The organism is Leeuwenhoekiella sp. MAR_2009_132 (genome assembly GCF_000687915.1).
Lineage (GTDB): Bacteria > Bacteroidota > Bacteroidia > Flavobacteriales > Flavobacteriaceae > Leeuwenhoekiella.
The window spans coordinates 1,751,094-1,777,696 of the sequence record NZ_JHZY01000004.1 but is presented as its reverse complement, the minus strand read 5'-3'; the positions used below and the strand labels follow the sequence as shown (position 1 = coordinate 1,777,696).

The following is a 26,603-nucleotide window of genomic DNA, read 5'->3' as shown; positions in this document are numbered from 1 at the left end:
TTAATGTTTTTAAACTGCATTTTAAGAATTGCATCCCAACTTTAATTCTTGCTTTATGAATAAAATTACTTCTCGATTTTTGTTTTTTTCTATTCAAATTGATAGAATAAAATTAGTTTCTCTTTTTTTTATTCTCTTTTTAGGTGGTTCTGCAACATTTCAGGGTTATAGTCAGGCTACATTTTCTGCAAATCCTTCAGACGCGGCAATTGTTAATCAGTTAAGCGGAGAAGGTGTAACGATTACAAATTTTAGCTTAATCACAGGAGATAGAAACTCTCAGTTAGCTATTTTTAGTAATGGTAATGCCGGTGCAAATCTAGATATCAATACAGGTGTTGCCATAACTACATCTAATGTTACTACAGCCTTTTCAGCGAATGATATACCTAATGCAAGCATAAATGCTCCGGGACCAACTACATACAACGATGCTCAATTACGTAGTATAGATAACAATGCACGGTTTGATGTGGTAGTTTTAACGTTTAATGTAACGCTAGACCCAGGTTACTCAGAGTTAAATATCACTTCCATTTTTGGGTCTGAAGAATACCCTGATTATGTAGGATCTGTTTTTAATGATGCCTTCGGCTATTTTATTTCTGGACCAGGTATTTCAGGAAGTAGAAACTTAGGGGTACTCCCTAATGGGAATCCTGTATCTGTGAATAATGTTAATGCAGGATTTTTAGGTTGTGCACAAGACGGCTCATTTGCAGATTTAGGACAAACTCAAAATTACATCAACAATGGTCACGATGGTCCCGGCGCTTGTAATAACGGTGGAAATATAGCTCCGGTATTTGTAGAGTTTAATGGTTTAACTACTCCTCAAACCGGTAAAATAACAGGATTATCTTCTGGTGTATCATATACTTTTAAAATCGCTATAGGTGATACAGGTGATGCAACTTTTGATTCTGGTTTATTTATTAATCAATTATTTGCATCATCTCCTGCAGACTATGATCAGGATGGTATAACAGATGTTGTTGACTTAGACGATGATGATGACGGTATTTTAGACACGGTTGAAAGCCCAGGTTTGCCCAATGCTAGTGAAGATGATGATCTGGATGGTATATTAAATTATCAAGACCCAGATATAGCTGGTTTTATAGATTCTAATAATGATGGAGTAAATGATAATTACGATTATGACTTAGACGGGATTATAAATCAGTTTGATCTTGATTCTGATAATGACGGACTTCTAGATATTTTTGAAAGCGGGCAGACAGATAGTAACAAAGATGGTAAAGTTGATAATTTTGTAGATGCAAATACAAACGGTGTCTCAGATCAGGTAGACCCCGAATGTAATGGTGCGACCAGTACTTTTAATGTTACAGCTAGCTCTGTATATAGCCAATTTGCCGTGACAAATGCTGGTAATGCTCTGGGCGCTCAGGATGATAATTTTGCGATTTTAGACACTACAGATGATGTATTAGTTTTAAGACTTTCTGATGCCATACCCGTTGGTGAAATTTTACAGGTACGATCAAATCTATCAGGAGGCACAGGGTCTGTTTACGATTTAGGAATAGAACAATCTATAGATGGTTCAACATTTACAAACCTTCAAACAATCCGTTACACTACAACTGCGGCTACAAACTATAATTATACGGTTACAGGGAGTCAGGCTAGATTTATTAGACTTTCGATGGTTACAGATAATGGATCACGTGTGATAGGTATTGATAACCTTAGGAGTACGTTTACACTTACCGCTCCATGTTCCGGAGGAATTGCTGTAACCCCTAGAAATACAGACGGTGCAGATACTGCAGATTATTTAGATACAGATGCAGATAACGATGGCTGTTTTGATGCTCTCGAAGGAAGCAATACGTCTATTAGTTTGGCCTCGGTCAATGCCGGTGGTTTCTTGCTGGGAAATATAAATACAAATGGGATACCTACACTTGTAAACAATGGTCAAGATGATGTGAGCAGTACAAATAACGCTATTACTTCACCTCGTTGTGATGATGATGGTGATGGCGTTATAAATGCTGAAGACATTTGTCCTGATTTTGATAATTCTATTGATGCAGATAATGATGGTGTGCCAGACGCTTGTGATCTTGATGATGATAATGATGGGATATTAGATACTGATGAAGAAGCTTCTTGTTTAGCTTCAGTATCTTATGAATTTTATGATTTAATACCTCCTGGTTTAACAGTAGATAATATTCCTACAACTGGAGCTCTGGCAACAGGCACAGTAGGTAATTTTGATGTCAACTCACTTCAAAATACAGTAGATCCAGGCGACACAGACACCTATGCAATTCGATATACCGGATTAATAAATATTGCCACTGCAGATACGTATACCTTTTTCACAAATTCTGACGACGGCTCAAAATTAATTATTAACGGTATTGAGGTTGTAAATAATGATGGTGATCACGGTCCTAGAGAGGCAAGTGGTGCAATAAATTTAAATGCAGGTCTTTATCCAATAACCGTATTATTCTATGAAAATGGTGGTGGTGCAGTTCTAACGGTGAGTTATCAAAGCAGTACAATATCTAAAACAGCACTGCCTTTCTCAATACTATCGTGTGGCTTAGATTCTGACGGCGATGGCACACCAGATTATTTAGATACAGATTCTGATGATGATGGTTGTAGCGACGCAAATGAGGCGTATGGTGATGCAAATACAGATGGTGGCGATAATGAATTTTACGGTACGGGGAATCCCCCTGCTGTAAATGCTGATGGTACTGTACAGGGGGCAACATATCCCGGTACAAATGTAGATGTGACTACAGCAGGATCTGCTCCTGCAATAAATACTCAACCTACAGATCAATCTATTAATGAAACTGAAAATGCAACCTTTAGTGTAGATGCAAGTGGTGTTTCATTAAGCTATGTATGGCAGGTTAGCACAGATAATGGCACGAGTTTTACAACGCTTTCTGATACAGGAATATATACAGGAAGTACAACAAATATTCTTACCCTAACCGCAGTACCCTACACATATGACAATTACCAATATCAGGTAATTATTACAGATGAAAATTATGTTTGTGGTACTACCACTTCAGAAGCGGCGCTCCTTAGTGTAAATGCAAATCCTATTGCGGTTGATGATTTTAATTCAACAACTCAAAACATTACACTCTCAATAGGAGATAACACCCCGGGAGATTTATTACTAAATGACACAGATGCAGACGGCGATACGCTAACAATCACCTCATTTACAATAGGTGGTTCTAATTATACTGCTGGTCAAACAGCTTCTATTACAGGTGTAGGTAGTCTACAAATATACGGAAACGGTAGTTACATATTCATTCCGGAAACTGACTATACAGGTCTTGTACCTTCAGCAGAATATAGTATTACAGATGGAAACGGTGGCACAGATACAGCTATACTTACAATTACCATAGATATAGATTCAGACGGTGATGGTATTGCAGATATTGTCGATTTAGACTCAGATAACGATGGTATTCTAGATACTATTGAAGGACAAGGTACAGACCCTACCGCAGACGCTGATGCTGATGGTGTGCCTAACTATCTAGATGCAGATTTTGCTGCGCTTGATGCTAATGGTATAGCCGCAGGTTTTGACTTTGACGGTGATGGGATACCTAACCATTTAGATCTGGATGCAGATAATGACGCTATTCCAGATGTTATAGAAGCTGGTCTTGCAGATACAAATAATGATGGTCTTGTAGATACTTCCACTTTTGGAACTAATGGTTTTGCAGATTTCTTAGAAACTTCAGCAGATAGCGGTACACCTAATTTTACAGTACGAAATACAGATGCCTCTTCAGATATAAAAGCCACCCTTTACGACTTTCTCGATAGAGATTCAGACAATGATGGTCTTTCAGATACAACAGAAGCCTTTTCAAATAACAACTCTTATAACGACACAAATAACGACGGGATAGTTGATGGCTTTGCGGACACAGACAATAATGGGTGGCACGATGCTATCGATGCTGAAGTTACATTTCCTGCTTTTCTAAATTCAGATACAGATGTATTACCCAACTATTTGGATCTTGATTCTGATAGTGATGGCTTACCAGATACTTTTGAAGGAAACTTTCAAATAGTTGACGGTGATAACAATGGTATTGTAGGCACAGGAACTCCTGCAGATAGTGATGAAGATGGTCTTGCAGATACAAATGATCGTGATTTTGGCGGCAATGTTTTGGATAGTTTCGGTTTTAATCAAGACAGAGATAGTGATGGGATTAAGAATTATCTGGATATAGATATTGACAATGATGGTATTATTGATAATATAGAAGGTCAATCAACTTCAGTCTATGTTGCACCATCAGGAATAGATACCGACAGCGACGGTATAGATAATGCATATGATGTAGATAACGGGGGCGCAGGTATAGGATATACAAACACAGATGGTGGTTCTGCTCCAGATTACGCAGATGTAGATTCTGAAAATGATGGGATTTTTGACTATCTAGAAAACAATACTACTGTAGATGATTTATTTACTCAGCGGGCTGATGGTATTCTTGAGCCAAATCAATTTACCGATTCTGATGGTGATGGTCTCGCTGATATTTACGATACTGTTTCTGGAACAGGAACTGCCGGTAATGCTACAAATGGCGGTCAAACCCCAAATGACCAGCCAGATTTAGACCCTGCTGGTGGCGATAGAGACTGGAGAGAAGCTTCAGCACAAGATAATGATGGTGACGGCATTAATGACATCGTTGACTTAGACGATGATAATGATGGTATTTTGGATACTGATGAAGATTTCAACGAAGATGGAGATAACAACCCAAGAACAAATCCTTCAGACAAAGACGGAGATGGTATTCCTAATTATTTTGATTTAGATACAGATAATGATGGTATTCCAGACTATCGCGAAGCAGGCGGTACAGATGATCCTGACGGAAACGGTCAACCGGGAATAGGAGTTTTAGATAATACCGAAGTAAATGACAATGGTATTCCTTTAGCGGTGACCACAGATCAAACTTCAACAGACTCAAATCTTGCGATTCCTAATACAGCAGGGACTAATAACCCAGATTTTATTGATCTAGATTCAGACAATGATGGTATTGTAGATGCTATAGAAGCCGGCGGTACAGATGCGGGTGGAGATGGTCGTTATGGTGCCGGTATTGCTAATGATGCAGATGCAGATGGTCTGGCAGATATTTTAGATCCTTATGACGACCGTGAAGGTAATTCTGACATAGCATTTGGTGTTATAGGAATACCTCTACCTGTACCAGATACAGACGGCGATGGTTTTCCAGATTATTTAGATTTAGATTCTGATGATGATACAATACCAGATAATGTTGAGGGGCAAAGTACGTTAGGATACAGACCGCGTTTAGAAGTTGATTCAGATAAAGATGGTCTTGATGACGCTTATGATTCAACAGATAATGTGGGAATTCCTATTATACCTGTAAATACAGATGGAACTGATGTTCCTGATTATTTAGATTTAGATTCAGATAATGATCTTTTATTTGATATAGTTGAAGCTGGCAACGCCACTGCAGATACAGACAATGATGGCCAGACGAATACTGCTGTGGGTAATAATGGTTTAGACAATAATTTTGACAATGCAGACACGTACGTAGACGTAAACGGGATTCTAGATGATACCCAGGCAGATAACTTCCCTGATGAAGACGCAGATGTAAATACTGGTGGTGATGTAGATTATAGAGATATTCAAGATACAGATGGTGATGGCGTTGCAGATGCTATAGATCTTGATGATGATAATGACGGTATTTTAGATACTGCAGAAAATGGTGGTATAGACCCTACTCTAGATTCTGATGGGGATGGAATACCAAACTATAAAGATTCTGACTCTGCAGGATTCGTAGATTCAAATTCAGATTTTGTTGATGATAATTTTGATACAGATTTAGATGGAATTATCGATCAATATGATAATGATTCTGATGGAGATGGTTGTAATGATGCAAATGAAGCTTACAATTCTGCAACTGCAGATGCTGACGGGAACGGATATTACGGCATTGGTAATCCACCTGCTGTAAACACAGATGGTACTGTTATTGGCGCAGCCTACCCGGGTACAAATGCAAATGTTACTACAGCTGGTGCAGCTCCGGTTATTGATGTTCAACCTGCTGATCAATTAATAAATGAAGGTGAAAACGCTACTTTTTCAGTAGATGCTACAGGCGCAACGCTCAATTTTCAATGGCAACTAAGTACAGATAACGGAGCGACATTTACTGATTTAGCTAATACAGGAATTTACTCAGGAACCACAACTTCTACCCTTACCTTAACTGCTGTTCCTTACTCACACGACAACTACCAGTATCAAGTTATCGTAACAGATAACAGCTACATATGTGATTTTACAGCCTCTACACCTCCTGCTCTTCTTTCAGTAAATGGTCTGCCTGTAGCAGTAGATAACTCAAATACCACTTTTGAGGATGTAGCTATAAATGTAATAGATGACTCTGCAGATGATTTGTTACAGAATGATACTGATGCAGATGGAGATTTATTAACCATTATATCTTTTACATTTAATGGAGTTTCTTATACTGTAGGAGACCCTGCTTTTATAGATGGAGTAGGAACCTTAACTATAAATAGTAATGGAAGCTACACATTTGTGCCTTTTGTAAATTTTAATGGAATATTACCTGCAATAACCTATACAATTACAGACGGTGGTGCAACTGATACAGCTAGTTTAAACATAACAGTTATATCTACTCCTGATGCTGTAGATGATGCTTTTACTACAAATGAAGATACACCTATCCGGAATGATTTATTTGCGAATAATGGAAGTGGCACAGACGATTTAGGAACGGAACCTACAACTGCAGCTCTTACTACAGGAACTACAAATGGAACCGTAAATGTAAATGCAAATGGTACATTTACCTACACTCCAAATGCTGATTTCAATGGTAGTGACAGCTTTACCTATACCATCACAGATGCTAACGGTCAAACCAGTACCGCTACTGCCACCATAACTATTATTGCTACTCCTGATGCGGTAGACGATGCCTTTACCACTAATGAAGACACGCCGGTAACGGGTAACTTATTTGCTGATAATGGTAACGGAATCGATGATTTAGGAACCGAATCAACTACGGCGGCTATTGAAACGGCTGCAACTAATGGGACAGCGGTAGTCAACTCTGACGGTACATTTACCTACACTCCAAATGCTGATTTCAATGGAAGCGATAGCTTTACCTATACCATCACAGATGCTAACGGTCAAACCAGTACTGCCACAGTAACCATCACGGTAGCTCCCGTAGCTGATGCCCTAGCTGATACTTTTAACGCTACTGAAGATACCCCGTTGAGCGAAGATGTAAGCACTAACGATACCTACAGCGCAGCTGCTACCTATGCATATAACAACAATACCGACAATGGTGGTACAGTAGTAATGGCCGCTGACGGAACTTTTGAATATACGCCGGCACCTGACTTTGCAGGTGAGGAGACCTTTACCTATACCGTAACTGATGTAAACGGCACTACCGAAACTGTAAGTGTTACCATCACGGTAGCTCCCGTAGCTGATGCCCTAGCTGATACTTTTAACGCTACTGAAGATACCCCGTTGAGCGAAGATGTAAGCACTAACGATACCTACAGCGCAGCTGCTACCTATGCATATAACAACAATACCGACAATGGTGGTACAGTAGTAATGGCCGCTGACGGAACTTTTGAATATACGCCGGCACCTGACTTTGCAGGTGAGGAGACCTTTACCTATACCGTAACTGATGTAAACGGTACTACCGAAACTGTAAGTGTTACCATCACGGTAGCTCCCGTAGCTGATGCCCTAGCTGATACTTTTAACGCTACTGAAGATACCCCGTTGAGCGAAGATGTAAGTACTAACGATACCTACAGCGCAGCTGCTACCTATGCATATAACAACAATACCGACAATGGTGGTACAGTAGTAATGGCCGCTGACGGAACTTTTGAATATACGCCGGCACCTGACTTTGCAGGTGAGGAGACCTTTACCTATACCGTAACTGATGTAAACGGCACTACCGAAACTGTAAGTGTTACCATCACGGTAGCTCCCGTAGCTGATGCCCTAGCTGATACTTTTAACGCTACTGAAGATACCCCGTTGAGCGAAGATGTAAGCACTAACGATACCTACAGCGCAGCTGCTACCTATGCATATAACAACAATACCGACAATGGTGGTACAGTAGTAATGGCCGCTGACGGAACTTTTGAATATACGCCGGCACCTGACTTTGCAGGTGAGGAGACCTTTACCTATACCGTAACTGATGTAAACGGCACTACCGAAACTGTAAGTGTTACCATCACGGTAGCTCCCGTAGCTGATGCCCTAGCTGATACTTTTAACGCTACTGAAGATACCCCGTTGAGCGAAGATGTAAGTACTAACGATACCTACAGCGCAGCTGCTACCTATGCATATAACAACAATACCGACAATGGTGGTACAGTAGTAATGGCCGCTGACGGAACTTTTGAATATACGCCGGCACCTGACTTTGCAGGTGAGGAGACCTTTACCTATACCGTAACTGATGTAAACGGCACTACCGAAACTGTAAGTGTTACCATCACGGTAGCTCCCGTAGCTGATGCCCTAGCTGATACTTTTAACGCTACTGAAGATACCCCGTTGAGCGAAGATGTAAGTACTAACGATACCTACAGCGCAGCTGCTACCTATGCATATAACAACAATACCGACAATGGTGGTACAGTAGTAATGGCCGCTGACGGAACTTTTGAATATACGCCGGCACCTGACTTTGCAGGTGAGGAGACCTTTACCTATACCGTAACTGATGTAAACGGCACTACCGAAACTGTAAGTGTTACCATCACGGTAGCTCCCGTAGCTGATGCCCTAGCTGATACTTTTAACGCTACTGAAGATACCCCGTTGAGCGAAGATGTAAGCACTAACGATACCTACAGCGCAGCTGCTACCTATGCATATAACAACAATACCGACAATGGTGGTACAGTAGTAATGGCCGCTGACGGAACTTTTGAATATACGCCGGCACCTGACTTTGCAGGTGAGGAGACCTTTACCTATACCGTAACTGATGTAAACGGTACTACCGAAACTGTAAGTGTTACCATCACGGTAGCTCCCGTAGCTGATGCCCTAGCTGATACTTTTAACGCTACTGAAGATACCCCATTGAGCGAAGATGTAAGTACTAACGATACCTACAGCGCAGCTGCTACCTATGCATATAACAACAATACCGACAATGGTGGTACAGTAGTAATGGCCGCTGACGGAACTTTTGAATATACGCCGGCACCTGACTTTGCAGGTGAGGAGACCTTTACCTATACCGTAACTGATGTAAACGGCACTACCGAAACTGTAAGTGTTACCATCACGGTAGCTCCCGTAGCTGATGCCCTAGCTGATACTTTTAACGCTACTGAAGATACCCCGTTGAGCGAAGATGTAAGTACTAACGATACCTACAGCGCAGCTGCTACCTATGCATATAACAACAATACCGACAATGGTGGTACAGTAGTAATGGCCGCTGACGGAACTTTTGAATATACGCCGGCACCTGACTTTGCAGGTGAGGAGACCTTTACCTATACCGTAACTGATGTAAACGGCACTACCGAAACTGTAAGTGTTACCATCACGGTAGCTCCCGTAGCTGATGCCCTAGCTGATACTTTTAACGCTACTGAAGATACCCCGTTGAGCGAAGATGTAAGTACTAACGATACCTACAGCGCAGCTGCTACCTATGCATATAACAACAATACCGACAATGGTGGTACAGTAGTAATGGCCGCTGACGGAACTTTTGAATATACGCCGGCACCTGACTTTGCAGGTGAGGAGACCTTTACCTATACCGTAACTGATGTAAACGGCACTACCGAAACTGTAAGTGTTACCATCACGGTAGCTCCCGTAGCTGATGCCCTAGCTGATACTTTTAACGCTACTGAAGATACCCCGTTGAGCGAAGATGTAAGTACTAACGATACCTACAGCGCAGCTGCTACCTATGCATATAACAACAATACCGACAATGGTGGTACAGTAGTAATGGCCGCTGACGGAACTTTTGAATATACGCCGGCACCTGACTTTGCAGGTGAGGAGACCTTTACCTATACCGTAACTGATGTAAACGGCACTACCGAAACTGTAAGTGTTACCATCACGGTAGCTCCCGTAGCTGATGCCCTAGCTGATACTTTTAACGCTACTGAAGATACCCCGTTGAGCGAAGATGTAAGTACTAACGATACCTACAGCGCAGCTGCTACCTATGCATATAACAACAATACCGACAATGGTGGTACAGTAGTAATGGCCGCTGACGGAACTTTTGAATATACGCCGGCACCTGACTTTGCAGGTGAGGAGACCTTTACCTATACCGTAACTGATGTAAACGGTACTACCGAAACTGTAAGTGTTACCATCACGGTAGCTCCCGTAGCTGATGCCCTAGCTGATACTTTTAACGCTACTGAAGATACCCCGTTGAGCGAAGATGTAAGTACTAACGATACCTACAGCGCAGCTGCTACCTATGCATATAACAACAATACCGACAATGGTGGTACAGTAGTAATGGCCGCTGACGGAACTTTTGACTATACGCCGGCTCCTGACTTTGCAGGTGATGAGACCTTTACCTATACCGTAACCGATGTAAACGGTACTACCGAAACCGTAAGCGTAACCATCACGGTAGCTCCCGTAGCTGATGCCGTAGCTGATACTTTTAACGCTACAGAAGATACCCCGTTGAGCGAAGATGTAAGTACTAACGATACCTACAGCGCAGCTGCTACCTATGCATATAACAACAATACCGACAATGGTGGTACAGTAGTAATGGCCGCTGACGGAACTTTTGAATATACGCCGGCACCTGACTTTGCAGGTGAGGAGACCTTTACCTATACCGTAACTGATGTAAACGGCACTACCGAAACTGTAAGTGTTACCATCACGGTAGCTCCCGTAGCTGATGCCCTAGCTGATACTTTTAACGCTACTGAAGATACCCCGTTGAGCGAAGATGTAAGCACTAACGATACCTACAGCGCAGCTGCTACCTATGCATATAACAACAATACCGACAATGGTGGTACAGTAGTAATGGCCGCTGACGGAACTTTTGAATATACGCCGGCTCCTGACTTTGCAGGTGAGGAGACCTTTACCTATACCGTAACCGATGTAAACGGTACTACCGAAACCGTAAGCGTAACCATCACGGTAGCTCCCGTAGCTGATGCCGTAGCTGATACTTTCAACGCTACAGAAGATACCCTGTTGAGCGAAGATGTAAGTACTAACGATACCTACAGCGCAGCTGCTACCTATGCATATAACAACAATGCAGACAATGGTGGTACAGTAGTAATGGCCGCTGACGGAACTTTTGAATATACGCCGGCACCTGACTTTGCAGGTGAGGAGACCTTTACCTATACCGTAACTGATGTAAACGGCACTACCGAAACTGTAAGTGTTACCATCACGGTAGCTCCCGTAGCTGATGCCCTAGCTGATACTTTTAACGCTACTGAAGATACCCCGTTGAGCGAAGATGTAAGTACTAACGATACCTACAGCGCAGCTGCTACCTATGCCTATAACAACAATGCAGACAATGGTGGTACAGTAGTAATGGCCGCTGACGGAACTTTTGAATATACGCCGGCACCTGACTTTGCAGGTGAGGAGACCTTTACCTATACCGTAACTGATGTAAACGGCACTACCGAAACTGTAAGTGTTACCATCACGGTAGCTCCCGTAGCTGATGCCCTAGCTGATACTTTTAACGCTACTGAAGATACCCCGTTGAGCGAAGATGTAAGCACTAACGATACCTACAGCGCAGCTGCTACCTATGCATATAACAACAATACCGACAATGGTGGTACAGTAGTAATGGCCGCTGACGGTACTTTTGACTATACCCCGGCTCCTGACTTTGCAGGTGAGGAGACCTTTACCTATACCGTAACTGATGTAAACGGCACTACCGAAACTGTAAGTGTTACCATCACGGTAGCTCCCGTAGCTGATGCCCTAGCTGATACTTTTAACGCTACTGAAGATACCCCGTTGAGCGAAGATGTAAGTACTAACGATACCTACAGCGCAGCTGCTACCTATGCCTATAACAACAATGCAGACAATGGTGGTACAGTAGTAATGGCCGCTGACGGAACTTTTGAATATACGCCGGCACCTGACTTTGCAGGTGAGGAGACCTTTACCTATACCGTAACTGATGTAAACGGCACTACCGAAACTGTAAGTGTTACCATCACGGTAGCTCCCGTAGCTGATGCCCTAGCTGATACTTTTAACGCTACTGAAGATACCCCGTTGAGCGAAGATGTAAGCACTAACGATACCTACAGCGCAGCTGCTACCTATGCATATAACAACAATACCGACAATGGTGGTACAGTAGTAATGGCCGCTGACGGAACTTTTGAATATACGCCGGCTCCTGACTTTGCAGGTGAGGAGACCTTTACCTATACCGTAACTGATGTAAACGGCACTACCGAAACTGTAAGTGTTACCATCACGGTAGCCGATGTTATAGATATTGTAGCAGATGCTGATACTACATTAGAAGATACTGCTGTGACTACAGCTGTACTCGATAATGATACCTTTCAGGGAACATACGGTACAGACTATACCATCACGGCAACTACTGATCCGACAAACGGAACCATTACCTTAAATACCGATGGCACCATTACCTATTTACCAAATCCGGACTTTAACGGAACTGATTCCTATACCTACTCAGTAACTGATGTAAATGGAGCGGTTAGTACCGAAACAGTTTCTATTACCATCACTCCGGTGGTAGATATTGTAGCAGATGCTGATACTACTTTAGAAGATACTGCTGTAACTACAGCTGTACTCGATAATGATACCTTTCAGGGAACATACGGTACAGACTATACCATTACGGCAACTACTGATCCGGCAAACGGAACCATTACCTTAAATACCGATGGCACCATTACCTATTTACCAAATCCGGACTTTAACGGAACTGATTCCTATACCTACTCAGTAACTGATGTAAATGGAGCGGTTAGTACCGAAACAGTTTCTATTACCATCACTCCGGTGGTAGACATTGTAGCAGATGCTGATACTACGTTAGAAGACACTGCTGTAACTACAGCTGTACTCGATAATGATACCTTTCAGGGAACATACGGTACAGACTATACCATCACGGCAACTACTGATCCGACAAACGGAACCATTACCTTAAATACCGATGGCACCATTACTTATTTACCAAATCCGGACTTTAACGGAACTGATTCCTATACCTACTCGGTAACTGATGTAAATGGAGTGGTTAGTACCGAAACAGTTTCTATTACCATCACTCCGGTGGTAGATATTGTAGCAGATGCTGATACTACGTTAGAAGATACTGCTGTAACTACAGCTGTACTCGATAATGATACCTTTCAGGGAACATACGGTACAGACTATACCATCACGGCAACTACTGATCCGACAAACGGAACCATTACCTTAAATACCGATGGTACCATTACCTATTTACCAAATCCGGACTTTAACGGAACTGATTCCTATACCTACTCAGTAACTGATGTAAATGGAGCGGTTAGTACCGAAACAGTTTCTATCACCATCACTCCGGTGGTAGATATTGTAGCAGATGCTGATACTACTTTAGAAGATACTGCTGTAACTACAGCTGTACTCGATAATGATACCTTTCAGGGAACATACGGTACAGACTATACCATTACGGCAACTACTGATCCGACAAACGGAACCATTACCTTAAATACCGATGGCACCATTACCTATTTACCAAATCCGGACTTTAACGGAACTGATTCCTATACCTACTCGGTAACTGATGTAAATGGAGCGGTTAGTACCGAAACAGTTTCTATCACCATCACTCCGGTGGTAGATATTGTAGCAGATGCTGATACTACGTTAGAAGATACTGCTGTAACTACAGCTGTACTCGATAATGATACCTTTCAGGGAACATACGGTACAGACTATACCATCACGGCAACTACTGATCCGGCAAACGGAACCATTACCTTAAATACCGATGGTACCATTACCTATTTACCAAATCCAGACTTTAACGGAACTGATTCCTATACCTACTCCGTAACTGATGTAAATGGAGCGGTTAGTACCGAAACAGTTTCTATCACCATCACTCCGGTGGTAGATTCAGAAAATGATATTGTATCTACGCCAAATGAACAAGCAATTGAAATTGATGTCTTAATTAACGATACAGAGGTTCCAACATTAGGTACCTTATCCGTTTCTGTTTCGCCAGCTAATGGTACAGTTTCAATTTTAGATAATGGAACACCAAATGATCCTAGCGATGATAGTATTCTATATACACCAAATGATAATTTCTTCGGAATAGATACATTCGAATATACAGTTTGTGATCAAAATGGAGGATGCGATAAGGCAACTGTAACTGTAACTGTAGATGAAGCCATAATTACAGCTGTAGATGATGATCTAACAGCAACACCTATACCTGGCGATACTGGAGCTACGGGAATTGTTAACGTTTTAGATAATGATCTTAAAAATAACCAACCTGTTGATCCTACTGAAGTATCTATTACTCCAATCACAGTTGGTCCACTAACTGTGAATGCCGATGGTTCTGTAGATGTAGCTCCAAAAACATCACAAGGAAACTATTCTATTGAATACACTATTTGCGAAATCGCCAATCCAACGAACTGCGAAACAGCTGTTGTAACAGTTGTTGTTGCTCCGGCGGTACTGGTGGCTAATGCTGATGATTTCAGTGCTAACCCGATCACAGGACAAACCGGTGGTGTGGCTGGTGATGTTACGACTAATGATACCTTAAATGGGGATCCGGTTGATGATGGTGATATTACCATCTCAGTTGCCAATAACGGCGGTTTACCTGGTGTAACAATTGATGCTGATGGATCTGTAATTGTGCCTGCGGCTACTCCTGCAGGAACCTATGACATTACCTACTCCATCTGTGAAAATTTAAATCCAACGAACTGCGAGACAGCTGTTGTAACAGTTGTGGTTGCTCCGGCGGTACTGGTTGCTAACACTGATGATTTCAGTGCTAACCCGATCACAGGACAAACCGGTGGTGTGGCTGGTGATGTTACGACTAATGATACCTTAAACGGAGATCCGGTTGATGATGGTGATATTACTATCTCAGTTGCTGATAACGGCGGTTTACCTGGTGTAACAATTGATGCTGATGGATCTGTAATAGTGCCCGCAGCTACTCCTGCAGGGACCTATGACATTACCTATTCCATCTGTGAAAACTTAAATCCAACGAACTGCGAAACGGCTGTTGTAACTGTAGTGGTTGCTCCGGCGGTACTGGTGGCGAATGCTGATGATTTCAGTGCTAACCCGATCACAGGACAAACCGGTGGTGTGGCTGGTGATGTAACTACCAATGATACCTTAAATGGGGATCCGGTTGATGATGGTGATATTACCATCTCAGTTGCCAATAACGGCGGTTTATCAGGTGTAACAATTGACGCAGACGGTTCAGTGATTGTGCCTGCAGCTACTCCTGCCGGTACCTATGACATTACCTATTCCATTTGTGAAAACTTAAATCCGGATAACTGCGAGACAGCTGTGGTAACAGTTGTAGTCGCTCCGGCGGTACTTGTGGCGAATGCTGATGATTTCAGTGCTAACCCAATCACAGGACAAACCGGTGGTGTAGCTGGTGATGTTACGACTAATGATACCTTAAATGGTGACCCGGTTGATGATGGAGATATCACTATCTCAATTGCTGATAATGGAGGACTTAACGGTGTCACTATAGATGCTGATGGATCAGTAATTGTGCCCGCAGCTACTCCTGCAGGTACCTATGATATTACCTATTCCATCTGTGAAAACTTAAATCCAACGAACTGCGAAACGGCTGTTGTAACAGTTGTGGTTGCTCCAGCGGTACTCGTGGCTAACACTGATGATTTCAGTGCTAACCCGATCACAGGACAAACCGGTGGTGTGGCTGGTGATGTTACGACTAATGATACCTTAAATGGTGACCCGGTTGATGATGGTGATATTACCATCTCAGTTGCTGATAACGGAGGGCTTAACGGTGTCACAATAGATGCTGATGGTTCGGTGATTGTGCCCGCAGCTACTCCTGCAGGTACCTATGACATTACCTATTCCATCTGTGAAAACTTAAATCCAACGAACTGCGAGACGGCTGTTGTAACTGTAGTAGTTGCTCCAGCGGTACTGGTTGCTAACACTGATGATTTCAGTGCTAACCCGATCACAGGACAAAACGGTGGTGTAGCTGGTGATGTTACGGCTAATGATACCTTAAACGGAGATCCGGTTGATGATGGAGATATTACTATCTCAGTTGCTGATAACGGCGGTTTATTTGGTGTCACAATAGATGCCGATGGTTCAGTAATCGTGCCCGCAGCTACTCCTGCAGGTACCTATGACATTACCTATTCCATCTGTGAAAACTTAAATCCAACGAACTGCGAAACGGCTGTTGTAACTGTAGTGGTTGCTCCGGCGGTACTGGTTGCTAACACTGATGATTTCAGTGCTAACCCAATCACAGGACAAACCGGTGGTGTAGCTGGTGATGTTACGGCTAATGATACCTTAAACGGAGATCCGGTTGATGATGGTGATATTACCATCTCAGTTGCTGATAACGGCGGACTTAACGGTGTCACTATAGATGCTGATGGTTCAGTGATTGTGCCTGCAGCTACTCCTGCCGGTACCTATGACATTACCTATTCCATTTGTGAAAACTTAAATCCGGATAACTGCGAGACGGCTGTTGTAACAGTTGTTGTTGCTCCGGCGGTACTCGTGGCGAATGCTGATGATTTCAGTGCTAACCCGATCACAGGACAAACCGGTGGTGTGGCTGGTGATGTAACTACCAATGATACCTTAAATGGGGATCCGGTTGATGATGGAGATATTACCATCTCAGTTGCTGATAACGGCGGTTTATCTGGTGTAACAATTGATGCTGATGGATCTGTAATTGTGCCTGCGGCTACTCCTGCAGGTACCTATGACATTACCTATTCCATCTGTGAAAACTTAAATCCAACGAACTGTGAAACGGCTGTTGTAACAGTTGTTGTTGCTCCGGCGGTACTCGTGGCGAATGCTGATGATTTCAGTGCTAACCCAATCACAGGACAAACCGGTGGTGTGGCTGGTGATGTTACGACTAATGATACCTTAAATGGGGATCCGGTTGATGATGGTGATATTACCATCTCAGTTGCTGATAACGGCGGTTTATCTGGTGTAACAATTGATGCTGATGGTTCAGTGATTGTGCCCGCAGCTACTCCTGCAGGGACCTATGACATTACCTATTCCATCTGTGAAAACTTAAATCCAACGAACTGCGAAACGGCTGTTGTAACTGTAGTGGTTGCTCCGGCGGTACTGGTGGCGAATGCTGATGATTTCAGTGCTAACCCGATCACAGGACAAACCGGTGGTGTGGCTGGTGATGTAACTACCAATGATACCTTAAATGGGGATCCGGTTGATGATGGTGATATTACCATCTCAGTTGCCAATAACGGCGGTTTATCAGGTGTAACAATTGACGCAGACGGTTCAGTGATTGTGCCTGCAGCTACTCCTGCCGGTACCTATGACATTACCTATTCCATTTGTGAAAACTTAAATCCGGATAACTGCGAGACAGCTGTGGTAACAGTTGTAGTCGCTCCGGCGGTACTTGTGGCGAATGCTGATGATTTCAGTGCTAACCCAATCACAGGACAAACCGGTGGTGTAGCTGGTGATGTTACGACTAATGATACCTTAAATGGTGACCCGGTTGATGATGGAGATATCACTATCTCAATTGCTGATAATGGAGGACTTAACGGTGTCACTATAGATGCTGATGGATCAGTAATTGTGCCCGCAGCTACTCCTGCAGGTACCTATGATATTACCTATTCAATTTGTGAAAACTTAAATCCAACGAACTGCGAAACGGCTGTTGTAACAGTTGTGGTTGCTCCAGCGGTACTCGTGGCTAACACTGATGATTTCAGTGCTAACCCGATCACAGGACAAACCGGTGGTGTGGCTGGTGATGTTACGACTAATGATACCTTAAATGGTGACCCGGTTGATGATGGTGATATTACCATCTCAGTTGCTGATAACGGAGGGCTTAACGGTGTCACAATAGATGCTGATGGTTCGGTGATTGTGCCCGCAGCTACTCCTGCAGGTACCTATGACATTACCTATTCCATCTGTGAAAACTTAAATCCAACGAACTGCGAGACGGCTGTTGTAACTGTAGTAGTTGCTCCAGCGGTACTGGTTGCTAACACTGATGATTTCAGTGCTAACCCGATCACAGGACAAAACGGTGGTGTAGCTGGTGATGTTACGGCTAATGATACCTTAAACGGAGATCCGGTTGATGATGGAGATATTACTATCTCAGTTGCTGATAACGGCGGTTTATTTGGTGTCACAATAGATGCCGATGGTTCAGTAATCGTGCCCGCAGCTACTCCTGCAGGTACCTATGACATTACCTATTCCATCTGTGAAAACTTAAATCCAACGAACTGCGAAACGGCTGTTGTAACTGTAGTGGTTGCTCCGGCGGTACTGGTTGCTAACACTGATGATTTCAGTGCTAACCCAATCACAGGACAAACCGGTGGTGTAGCTGGTGATGTTACGGCTAATGATACCTTAAACGGAGATCCGGTTGATGATGGTGACATTACCATCTCAGTTGCTGATAACGGCGGACTTAACGGTGTCACTATAGATGCTGATGGTTCAGTGATTGTGCCTGCAGCTACTCCTGCCGGTACCTATGACATTACCTATTCCATTTGTGAAAACTTAAATCCGGATAACTGCGAGACGGCTGTTGTAACAGTTGTTGTTGCTCCGGCGGTACTCGTGGCGAATGCTGATGATTTCAGTGCTAACCCGATCACAGGACAAACCGGTGGTGTGGCTGGTGATGTAACGGCTAATGATACCTTAAATGGGGATCCGGTTGATGATGGAGATATTACCATCTCAGTTGCTGATAACGGAGGACTTAACGGTGTAACAATTGATGCTGATGGTTCAGTGATTGTGCCCGCAGCTACTCCTGCAGGTACCTATGACATTACCTATTCCATCTGTGAAAACTTAAATCCGGATAACTGCGAGACGGCTGTTGTGACAGTAGTGGTTGCTCCAGCGGTAATTGGTGCAGAACCAGATGACTTTAGTGCCACTCCAATTAATGGCTTAACAGGCGGTATTGCCGGCGATGTGACAGCAAATGACACGTTTAACGGAGCACCCGTAGATGATGATGATGTATTCATTTCTGATGATGGTGGTATACAAGGGGCCAGTATCGATAACGACGGAAGTTTAATTATTCCTCCAGGAACACCAGCAGGAACCTATACTATTATTTATACTATTTGCGAAAACCTGAATCCTGGGAATTGTAGTTCGGCACCTATAACTATTGTGATTGCTGCAGCTACTATTGATGCTGTTGCAGATAACTTTAGCACAACTCCAATTAATGGATATGAAGGTGGTAATACAACTTCAGTATTTGGAAATGACACCTTAAATGAAACAGGATTCAATAACAATAAAGTGCGTTCTTCAATCATTGATAATGATGGAATTTCAGGTTTAAGCATTCTAAGCAACGGTGTACTTGTAATTCCTTCGGAAACTCCGGCCGGAACGTATACAATATCTTATCAAATATGTGAAGCACTTAACCCTTCTAACTGTGATACTGCAGAAGTGACGATTGTCATTTCAGAACCTGCAATTATAGCTGTAAACGATGATTTTTCAGCCCGAACAATAAATGGTATTGAAGGGGGTTCTGCCGGTAATGTATTGAATAATGATACCATTAGTGGCGACCAAGCAGATGCTACTACGGTCACTATTTCTGTTCTTAATGATGGTGGTGTAAGCGGAATTACAATTTCTCCTAACGGGGTGGTTATAATTCCTGCAAATACTCCCGCAGGCACCTATACTGTAGATTATCAAATATGTGATGTGCTTAATCCTTCAAATTGCAGTACTGCTTCCACAACGCTCAGTGTAGGTGCCGGTACGCTAAATGCAAATGATGATGATCTTACAGCATCTCAAATAAATGGTTATCAAGGCGGTACTCTTAATGGTATTTTAGATAATGATTTACTGAACAATACAGCTGTAGATCCAACTGCAGTTACATTAAGTCTTGTGGATAATGGCGGAATAAATGGTTTAAGTATTGATGTAAATGGAATTGTAACTATTCCTTCAAATACAAATGCCGGAAATTACAGTGTTATTTATCAGATTTGCGAAAACCTAAATGCTAACAATTGTGATAGTGCTACGATTTTAATTACTGTTGTAGCACCTGCTATAGTTGCGCTGAATGATAATTTCACCGGAGACTCTGTTAATGGTTTTACAGGAGGAATAACTCCAAGTGTTTTAAACAACGATTCTCTCGATGGAAATGCTATAGCAGCATCAGATGTTACACTTCAATTAGTAAACACAGGTGGTTTAGACGGCCTTGAACTAAATGCAGACGGAAGTTTTACGATTCCATCAGGAACACCTGCAGGAGACTATACGGTGAGCTATGTAATCTGTGAAAACTTAAATCCAAATAATTGTACCACGGCTAGTGTAATAATTCGAGTTGATGCAACTTCTATTGAAGCTATTGCAGATGATTTTACAGCTAATATCGTTGATGGTCAAAGCGGCGGAATTGCTGGAGACATCACAGATAATGACACTTTAAATGGCGCAGCTGTAGATGATAATGATATAGACATCACGCTCGTTAGCAGTGGCGGACTTAATGGTGTTGAGATTGATAATGATGGTACCGTAAGTGTTCCTCCATTAACTCCTGCAGGCGTATATACAATAACCTACTCAATCTGTGAGAACTTAAATCCAAACAATTGTTCGGGACCTGTGAGCGTTCAAATTAATGTGGGACAATCTACATTAATACTTACACCAGATAATTTTATTGGAACTCCAGTAAGTGGCCCTAATGGCGGTATAGCCGGGAACGTTCTTGTTAACGATACATTTAATGGTGCTGCAATTGATGCTGCAGACGTTGATGTAACGCTAACCAGTAATGGCGGATTAAGTGGTGCCCGTATTAATGACAACGGAAATCTAATTGTACCACCAAATACTCCGGCAGGTACATATACGATTACCTATTCAGTTTGTGAAAACTTAAATCCGAATAATTGCTTAACTACAACTGCTACAATAGCTGTTGAAGCTGCAGATCTAGTTGCAACTAACGATGACTTTAGCGCTACACTGGTTAACGGAGCAGATGGTGGCGTTGCTGGTAATGTCTTAGGAAATGACACCTTAGATAACGCTGCTGTTGACTTTGCAGATGTGGCTGTAAGCCTGTCAGACAATGGTGGATTAAGTGGAGTAGCTCTTAATGATAATGGTGACTTGATTGTTCCGCCAAACACACCGGCGGGTACATATACTATTACCTATTCAATCTGTGAAAACTTAAATCCGAATAACTGCCAGACAGCAACGGCTACTGTAGTTGTTGGAGCCAGCGAAATAATTGCAGGTGCAGACGATTTCAGTAACACTCCTGTTAATGGTAAGACTGGCGGAATCGTAGGTGATGTAACGGCTAACGATACCTTGAATGGAGATCCTGTTGAAGATGCTGATGTCTATATCGTAAACAATGGCGGACTGAACGGTGCTGCAATTAATGCCAATGGAAATTTGGTGGTTCCACCAAATACACCGGCGGGTACTTACACGGTAAGTTACAGTATTTGTGAGGTTCTTAATCCTGATAATTGTGCGACTACTACGGTAACTGTTGTGGTTGCTGCAAGTGAATTAGTTGCCACTAACGATGACTTTAGCGCTACACCGGTTAACGGAGCTGATGGTGGCGTTGCTGGTAATGTCTTAGGAAATGACAGCTTAGATAACGTTGCGGTTGACTTTGCAGATGTGGCTGTAAGCCTATCAGACAATGGTGGATTAAGTGGAGTAGCTCTTAATGATAATGGTGACTTGATTGTTCCGCCAAACACACCGGCGGGTACATATACCATTACCTATTCAATTTGTGAAAACCTAAATCCGAATAACTGCCAGACAGCAACGGCTACCGTAGTTGTTGGAGCCAGCGAAATAATTGCAGGTGCAGATGATTTCAGTAACACTCCTGTTAATGGTAAAACTGGTGGTATTGTAGGTGATGTAACGGCTAACGATACCTTGAATGGAGATCCTGTTGAAGATGCTGATATTTATATCGTAAACAATGGCGGACTGAACGGTGCTGCTATTAACGCAAATGGAAACTTAGTGGTGCCACCAAATACACCGGCCGGAACATACACGGTAAGCTACAGTATTTGTGAGGTTCTTAATCCTAATAATTGTGCGACTACCACTGTAACTGTTGTGGTTGCTGCAAGTGAATTAGTTGCCACTAACGATGACTTTAGTGCTACGCCGGTTAACGGAGCTGATGGTGGCGTTGCTGGTAATGTCTTAGGAAATGACACTTTAGATAACGCTGCTGTTGACTTTGCCGATGTGGCTGTAAGCCTATCAGACAATGGTGGATTAAGTGGAGTAGCTCTTAATGATAATGGTGACTTGATTGTTCCGCCAAACACACCGGCGGGTACATATACCATTACCTATGCAATCTGTGAAAACCTAAATCCGAATAACTGCCAGACAGCAACGGCTACCGTAGTTGTTGGAGCTAGCGAAATAATTGCAGGTGCAGACGACTTCAGTAACACTCCGGTTAATGGTAAAACTGGTGGTATTGTAGGCGATGTAACGGCTAATGATACCTTGAATGGAGATCCTGTTGAAGATGCTGATGTTTATATCGTAAACAATGGCGGACTGAACGGTGCTGCTATTAACGCAAATGGAAACTTAGTAGTTCCACCAAATACACCGGCGGGCACTTACACGGTAAGCTACAGTATATGTGAAGTACTAAATCCTGATAATTGTGCGACTACCACGGTAACTGTTGTGGTTGCTGCAAGTGACTTAGTTGCCACTAACGATGACTTTAGCGCTACACCGGTTAACGGAGCTGATGGTGGCGTTGCTGGTAATGTCTTAGGAAATGACACCTTAGATAACGCTGCTGTTGACTTAGCAGATGTGGCTGTAACACTATCAGACAATGGTGGATTAAGTGGAGTAGCTCTTAATGATAATGGTGACTTGATTGTTCCGCCAAACACACCGGCGGGTACATATACCATTACCTATTCAATTTGTGAAAACTTAAATCCGAATAACTGCCAGACAGCAACGGCTACTGTAGTTGTTGGAGCCAGCGAAATAATTGCAGGTGCAGACGACTTCAGTAACACTCCGGTTAATGGTAAGACTGGCGGAATCGTAGGTGATGTAACGGCTAACGATACCTTGAATGGAGATCCTGTTGAAGATGCTGATGTTTATATCGTAAACAATGGCGGACTGAACGGTGCTGCTATTAATGCCAATGGAAACTTAGTAGTTCCACCAAATACACCGGCGGGTACTTACACGGTAAGCTATAGTATTTGTGAGGTTCTTAATCCTAATAATTGTGCGACTACCACTGTAACTGTTGTGGTTGCTGCAAGTGAATTAGTTGCCACTAACGATGACTTTAGTGCTACACCGGTTAACGGAGCTGATGGTGGCGTTGCTGGCAATGTCTTAGGAAATGACAGCTTAGATAACGTTGCGGTTGACTTTGCAGATGTGGCTGTAACACTATCAGACAATGGTGGATTAAGTGGAGTAGCTCTTAATGATAATGGTAACTTGATTGTTCCGCCAAACACACCGGCGGGTACATATACCATTACCTATTCAATTTGTGAAAACTTAAATCCGAATAACTGCCAGACAGCAACGGCTACTGTAGTTGTTGGAGCCAGCGAAATAATTGCAGGTGCAGACGATTTCAGTAACACTCCGGTTAATGGTAAAACTGGTGGTATTGTAGGCGATGTAACGGCTAATGATACCTTGAATGGAGATCCTGTTGAAGATGCTGATGTTTATATCGTAAACAATGGCGGACTGAACGGTGCTGCTATTAACGCAAATGGAAACTTAGTGGTGCCACCAAATACACCGGCCGGAACATACACGGTAAGCTACAGTATATGTGAAGTACTAAATCCTGATAATTGTGCGACTACCACTGTAACTGTTGTGGTTGCTGCAAGTGAATTAGTTGCCACTAACGATGACTTTAGTGCTACACCGGTTAACGGAGCAGATGGTGGCGTTGCTGGTAATGTCTTAGGAAATGACAGCTTAGATAACGTTGCGGTTGACTTTGCAGATGTGGCTGTAAGCCTATCAGACAATGGTGGGTTAAGTGGAGCAGCTCTTAATGATAATGGTGACTTGATTGTTCCGCCAAACACACCGGCGGGTACATATACCATTACCTATTCAATCTGTGAAAACCTAAATCCGAATAACTGCCAGACAGCAACGGCTACCGTAGTTGTTGGAGCAAGTAGTTTAATTTTAGAAGATGATAATTTCAGTAGTATTCCTATTAATGGTATTACAGGAGGTGTTGCAGGTAACGTTCTTAGCAATGACACTTTAGATGGCAACCCAATAGATTCAGCAGACGTTAATGTTACAATTGCTGACAATGGTGGATTAATTGGGGTTTCTGTAAACAATAATGGTAATATAATTGTTTCTCCAAATTCTAAAGCAGGAACTTATCGTGTGACATACACCGTTTGTGAAAACCTGAATCCGAATAATTGCTCAACCGCAACTATAACAATAATTGTATTAGAATCAAGTATGCAACTTACTAAAGGTGCTATTTATGTAGATGCAAATACAGATGGTATTGTAAATCTAGGTGATTTAATCACCTATACATTTACAGTTATCAATACCGGAAACACAGTTCTTAACAATATCGCAATTGATGATGCTGAAATTGGAGTGACTGGTATAGCGATCTCTAATTCAACTTTAAACCCTGGAGAAGAAGGTTCGGTTACAGTAGATTATCTAATCACACAACAGAATATAGATAGTGGTCAGGTCGTTAACTCTGCTACAGCAACAGCAACTGATGACAGTAACAATGTCATTACTGATATTTCCGATAGTTCTAACCCTGCAGATGAAACCGGTGGTGATGCTGATGCAACTGTTACCCTATTGAATGCAAACTCTAATTTAGATCTGCTTAAACAAGTAAACTATGCAGATACTAATGGAGATTTAATAATAAGTGCAGGTGATGTATTAACCTATAGCTTTACGGTAACAAATAATGGCAGTACAGCCATCAATGACATTTCAATCTTAGACGATATGGTTGCAGTTATTGGAGGACCAATTAGTCTTGCTCCAGGTCAAAGCAATTCTAATACGTTTAGCGCTACCTATACTATCACTCAGGCAGATTTACTTGCGGGAGAGGTTGTGAACATAGCCTTAGCTACAGGGACCGATGTTAATGGAATTGTAATAGATGATTTTTCGGATAACCCGGCAGATCCTACCAATCTAGATATTGATAACGATGGTGATTTTGAAGATCCTACTACGTTTGTCATTACGGCTAATCCCGGTATAGAATTATTAAAAATGGCAGAATATGTAGATTCAAATAATAATGGTATTCCTGATTTTGGAGATACCATTAACTACACGTTCCAGATTAACAATACCGGCAATGTGGTGTTAAATAATATTACAATTACAGATAGTAAGGTTACTGTGATAGGCGGACCAATTAGTCTATTGCCGGGTGAATCAGATTTCACTTCGTTCTCTGCAGTATATCAAATCACGCAACGTGATGTAGCTACAGGCTATGTAGATAATACGGCAACGGTAACTGGTACAACTGAAAATAACACCCTTATTACCGATATTTCTGATGATCCTACAAACACAACAAATGAGGATTTAGACGGTAATGGTGATCCAGATGATGTTACCAGAATGGTACTTTCTATAGAAGACATATTTGTATATAATGTTATTACGCCAAACGGAGATGGTATTAATGATGAGTTAACCATAGGGGCAATAGAACGCTTCCCAGATAATACGTTAAAAATATTTAACCGTTGGGGTGTTGAAGTATTTAGTCAAGATGGCTATGGCCAAGCCGGAAGTTCAGCATTTACAGGATATTCTAATGGACGTACAACAATAGATAGCGGAAAGTTATTACCTACCGGAACCTACTATTATGTATTGAATTATGCAACTGCAAACGGAACACCCCGTTCAAAAGCAGGATACATATATATCAATTAATAGTAAATTAAGAAACACGCTT

At 42.3% G+C, this 26,603-nt stretch carries 1 protein-coding gene; it reads left to right on the top strand.

The features are described 5' to 3' along the window. Positions 1–55: 55 nt before the first annotated feature. The gene (locus P164_RS16035; RefSeq protein ID WP_028377340.1) at positions 56–26,581 is read left to right on the top strand and encodes an Ig-like domain-containing protein; all 26,526 of its coding nucleotides are present in this window, start codon (positions 56–58) and stop codon (positions 26,579–26,581) included. The last annotated feature ends 22 nt before the right edge of the window (positions 26,582–26,603 follow it).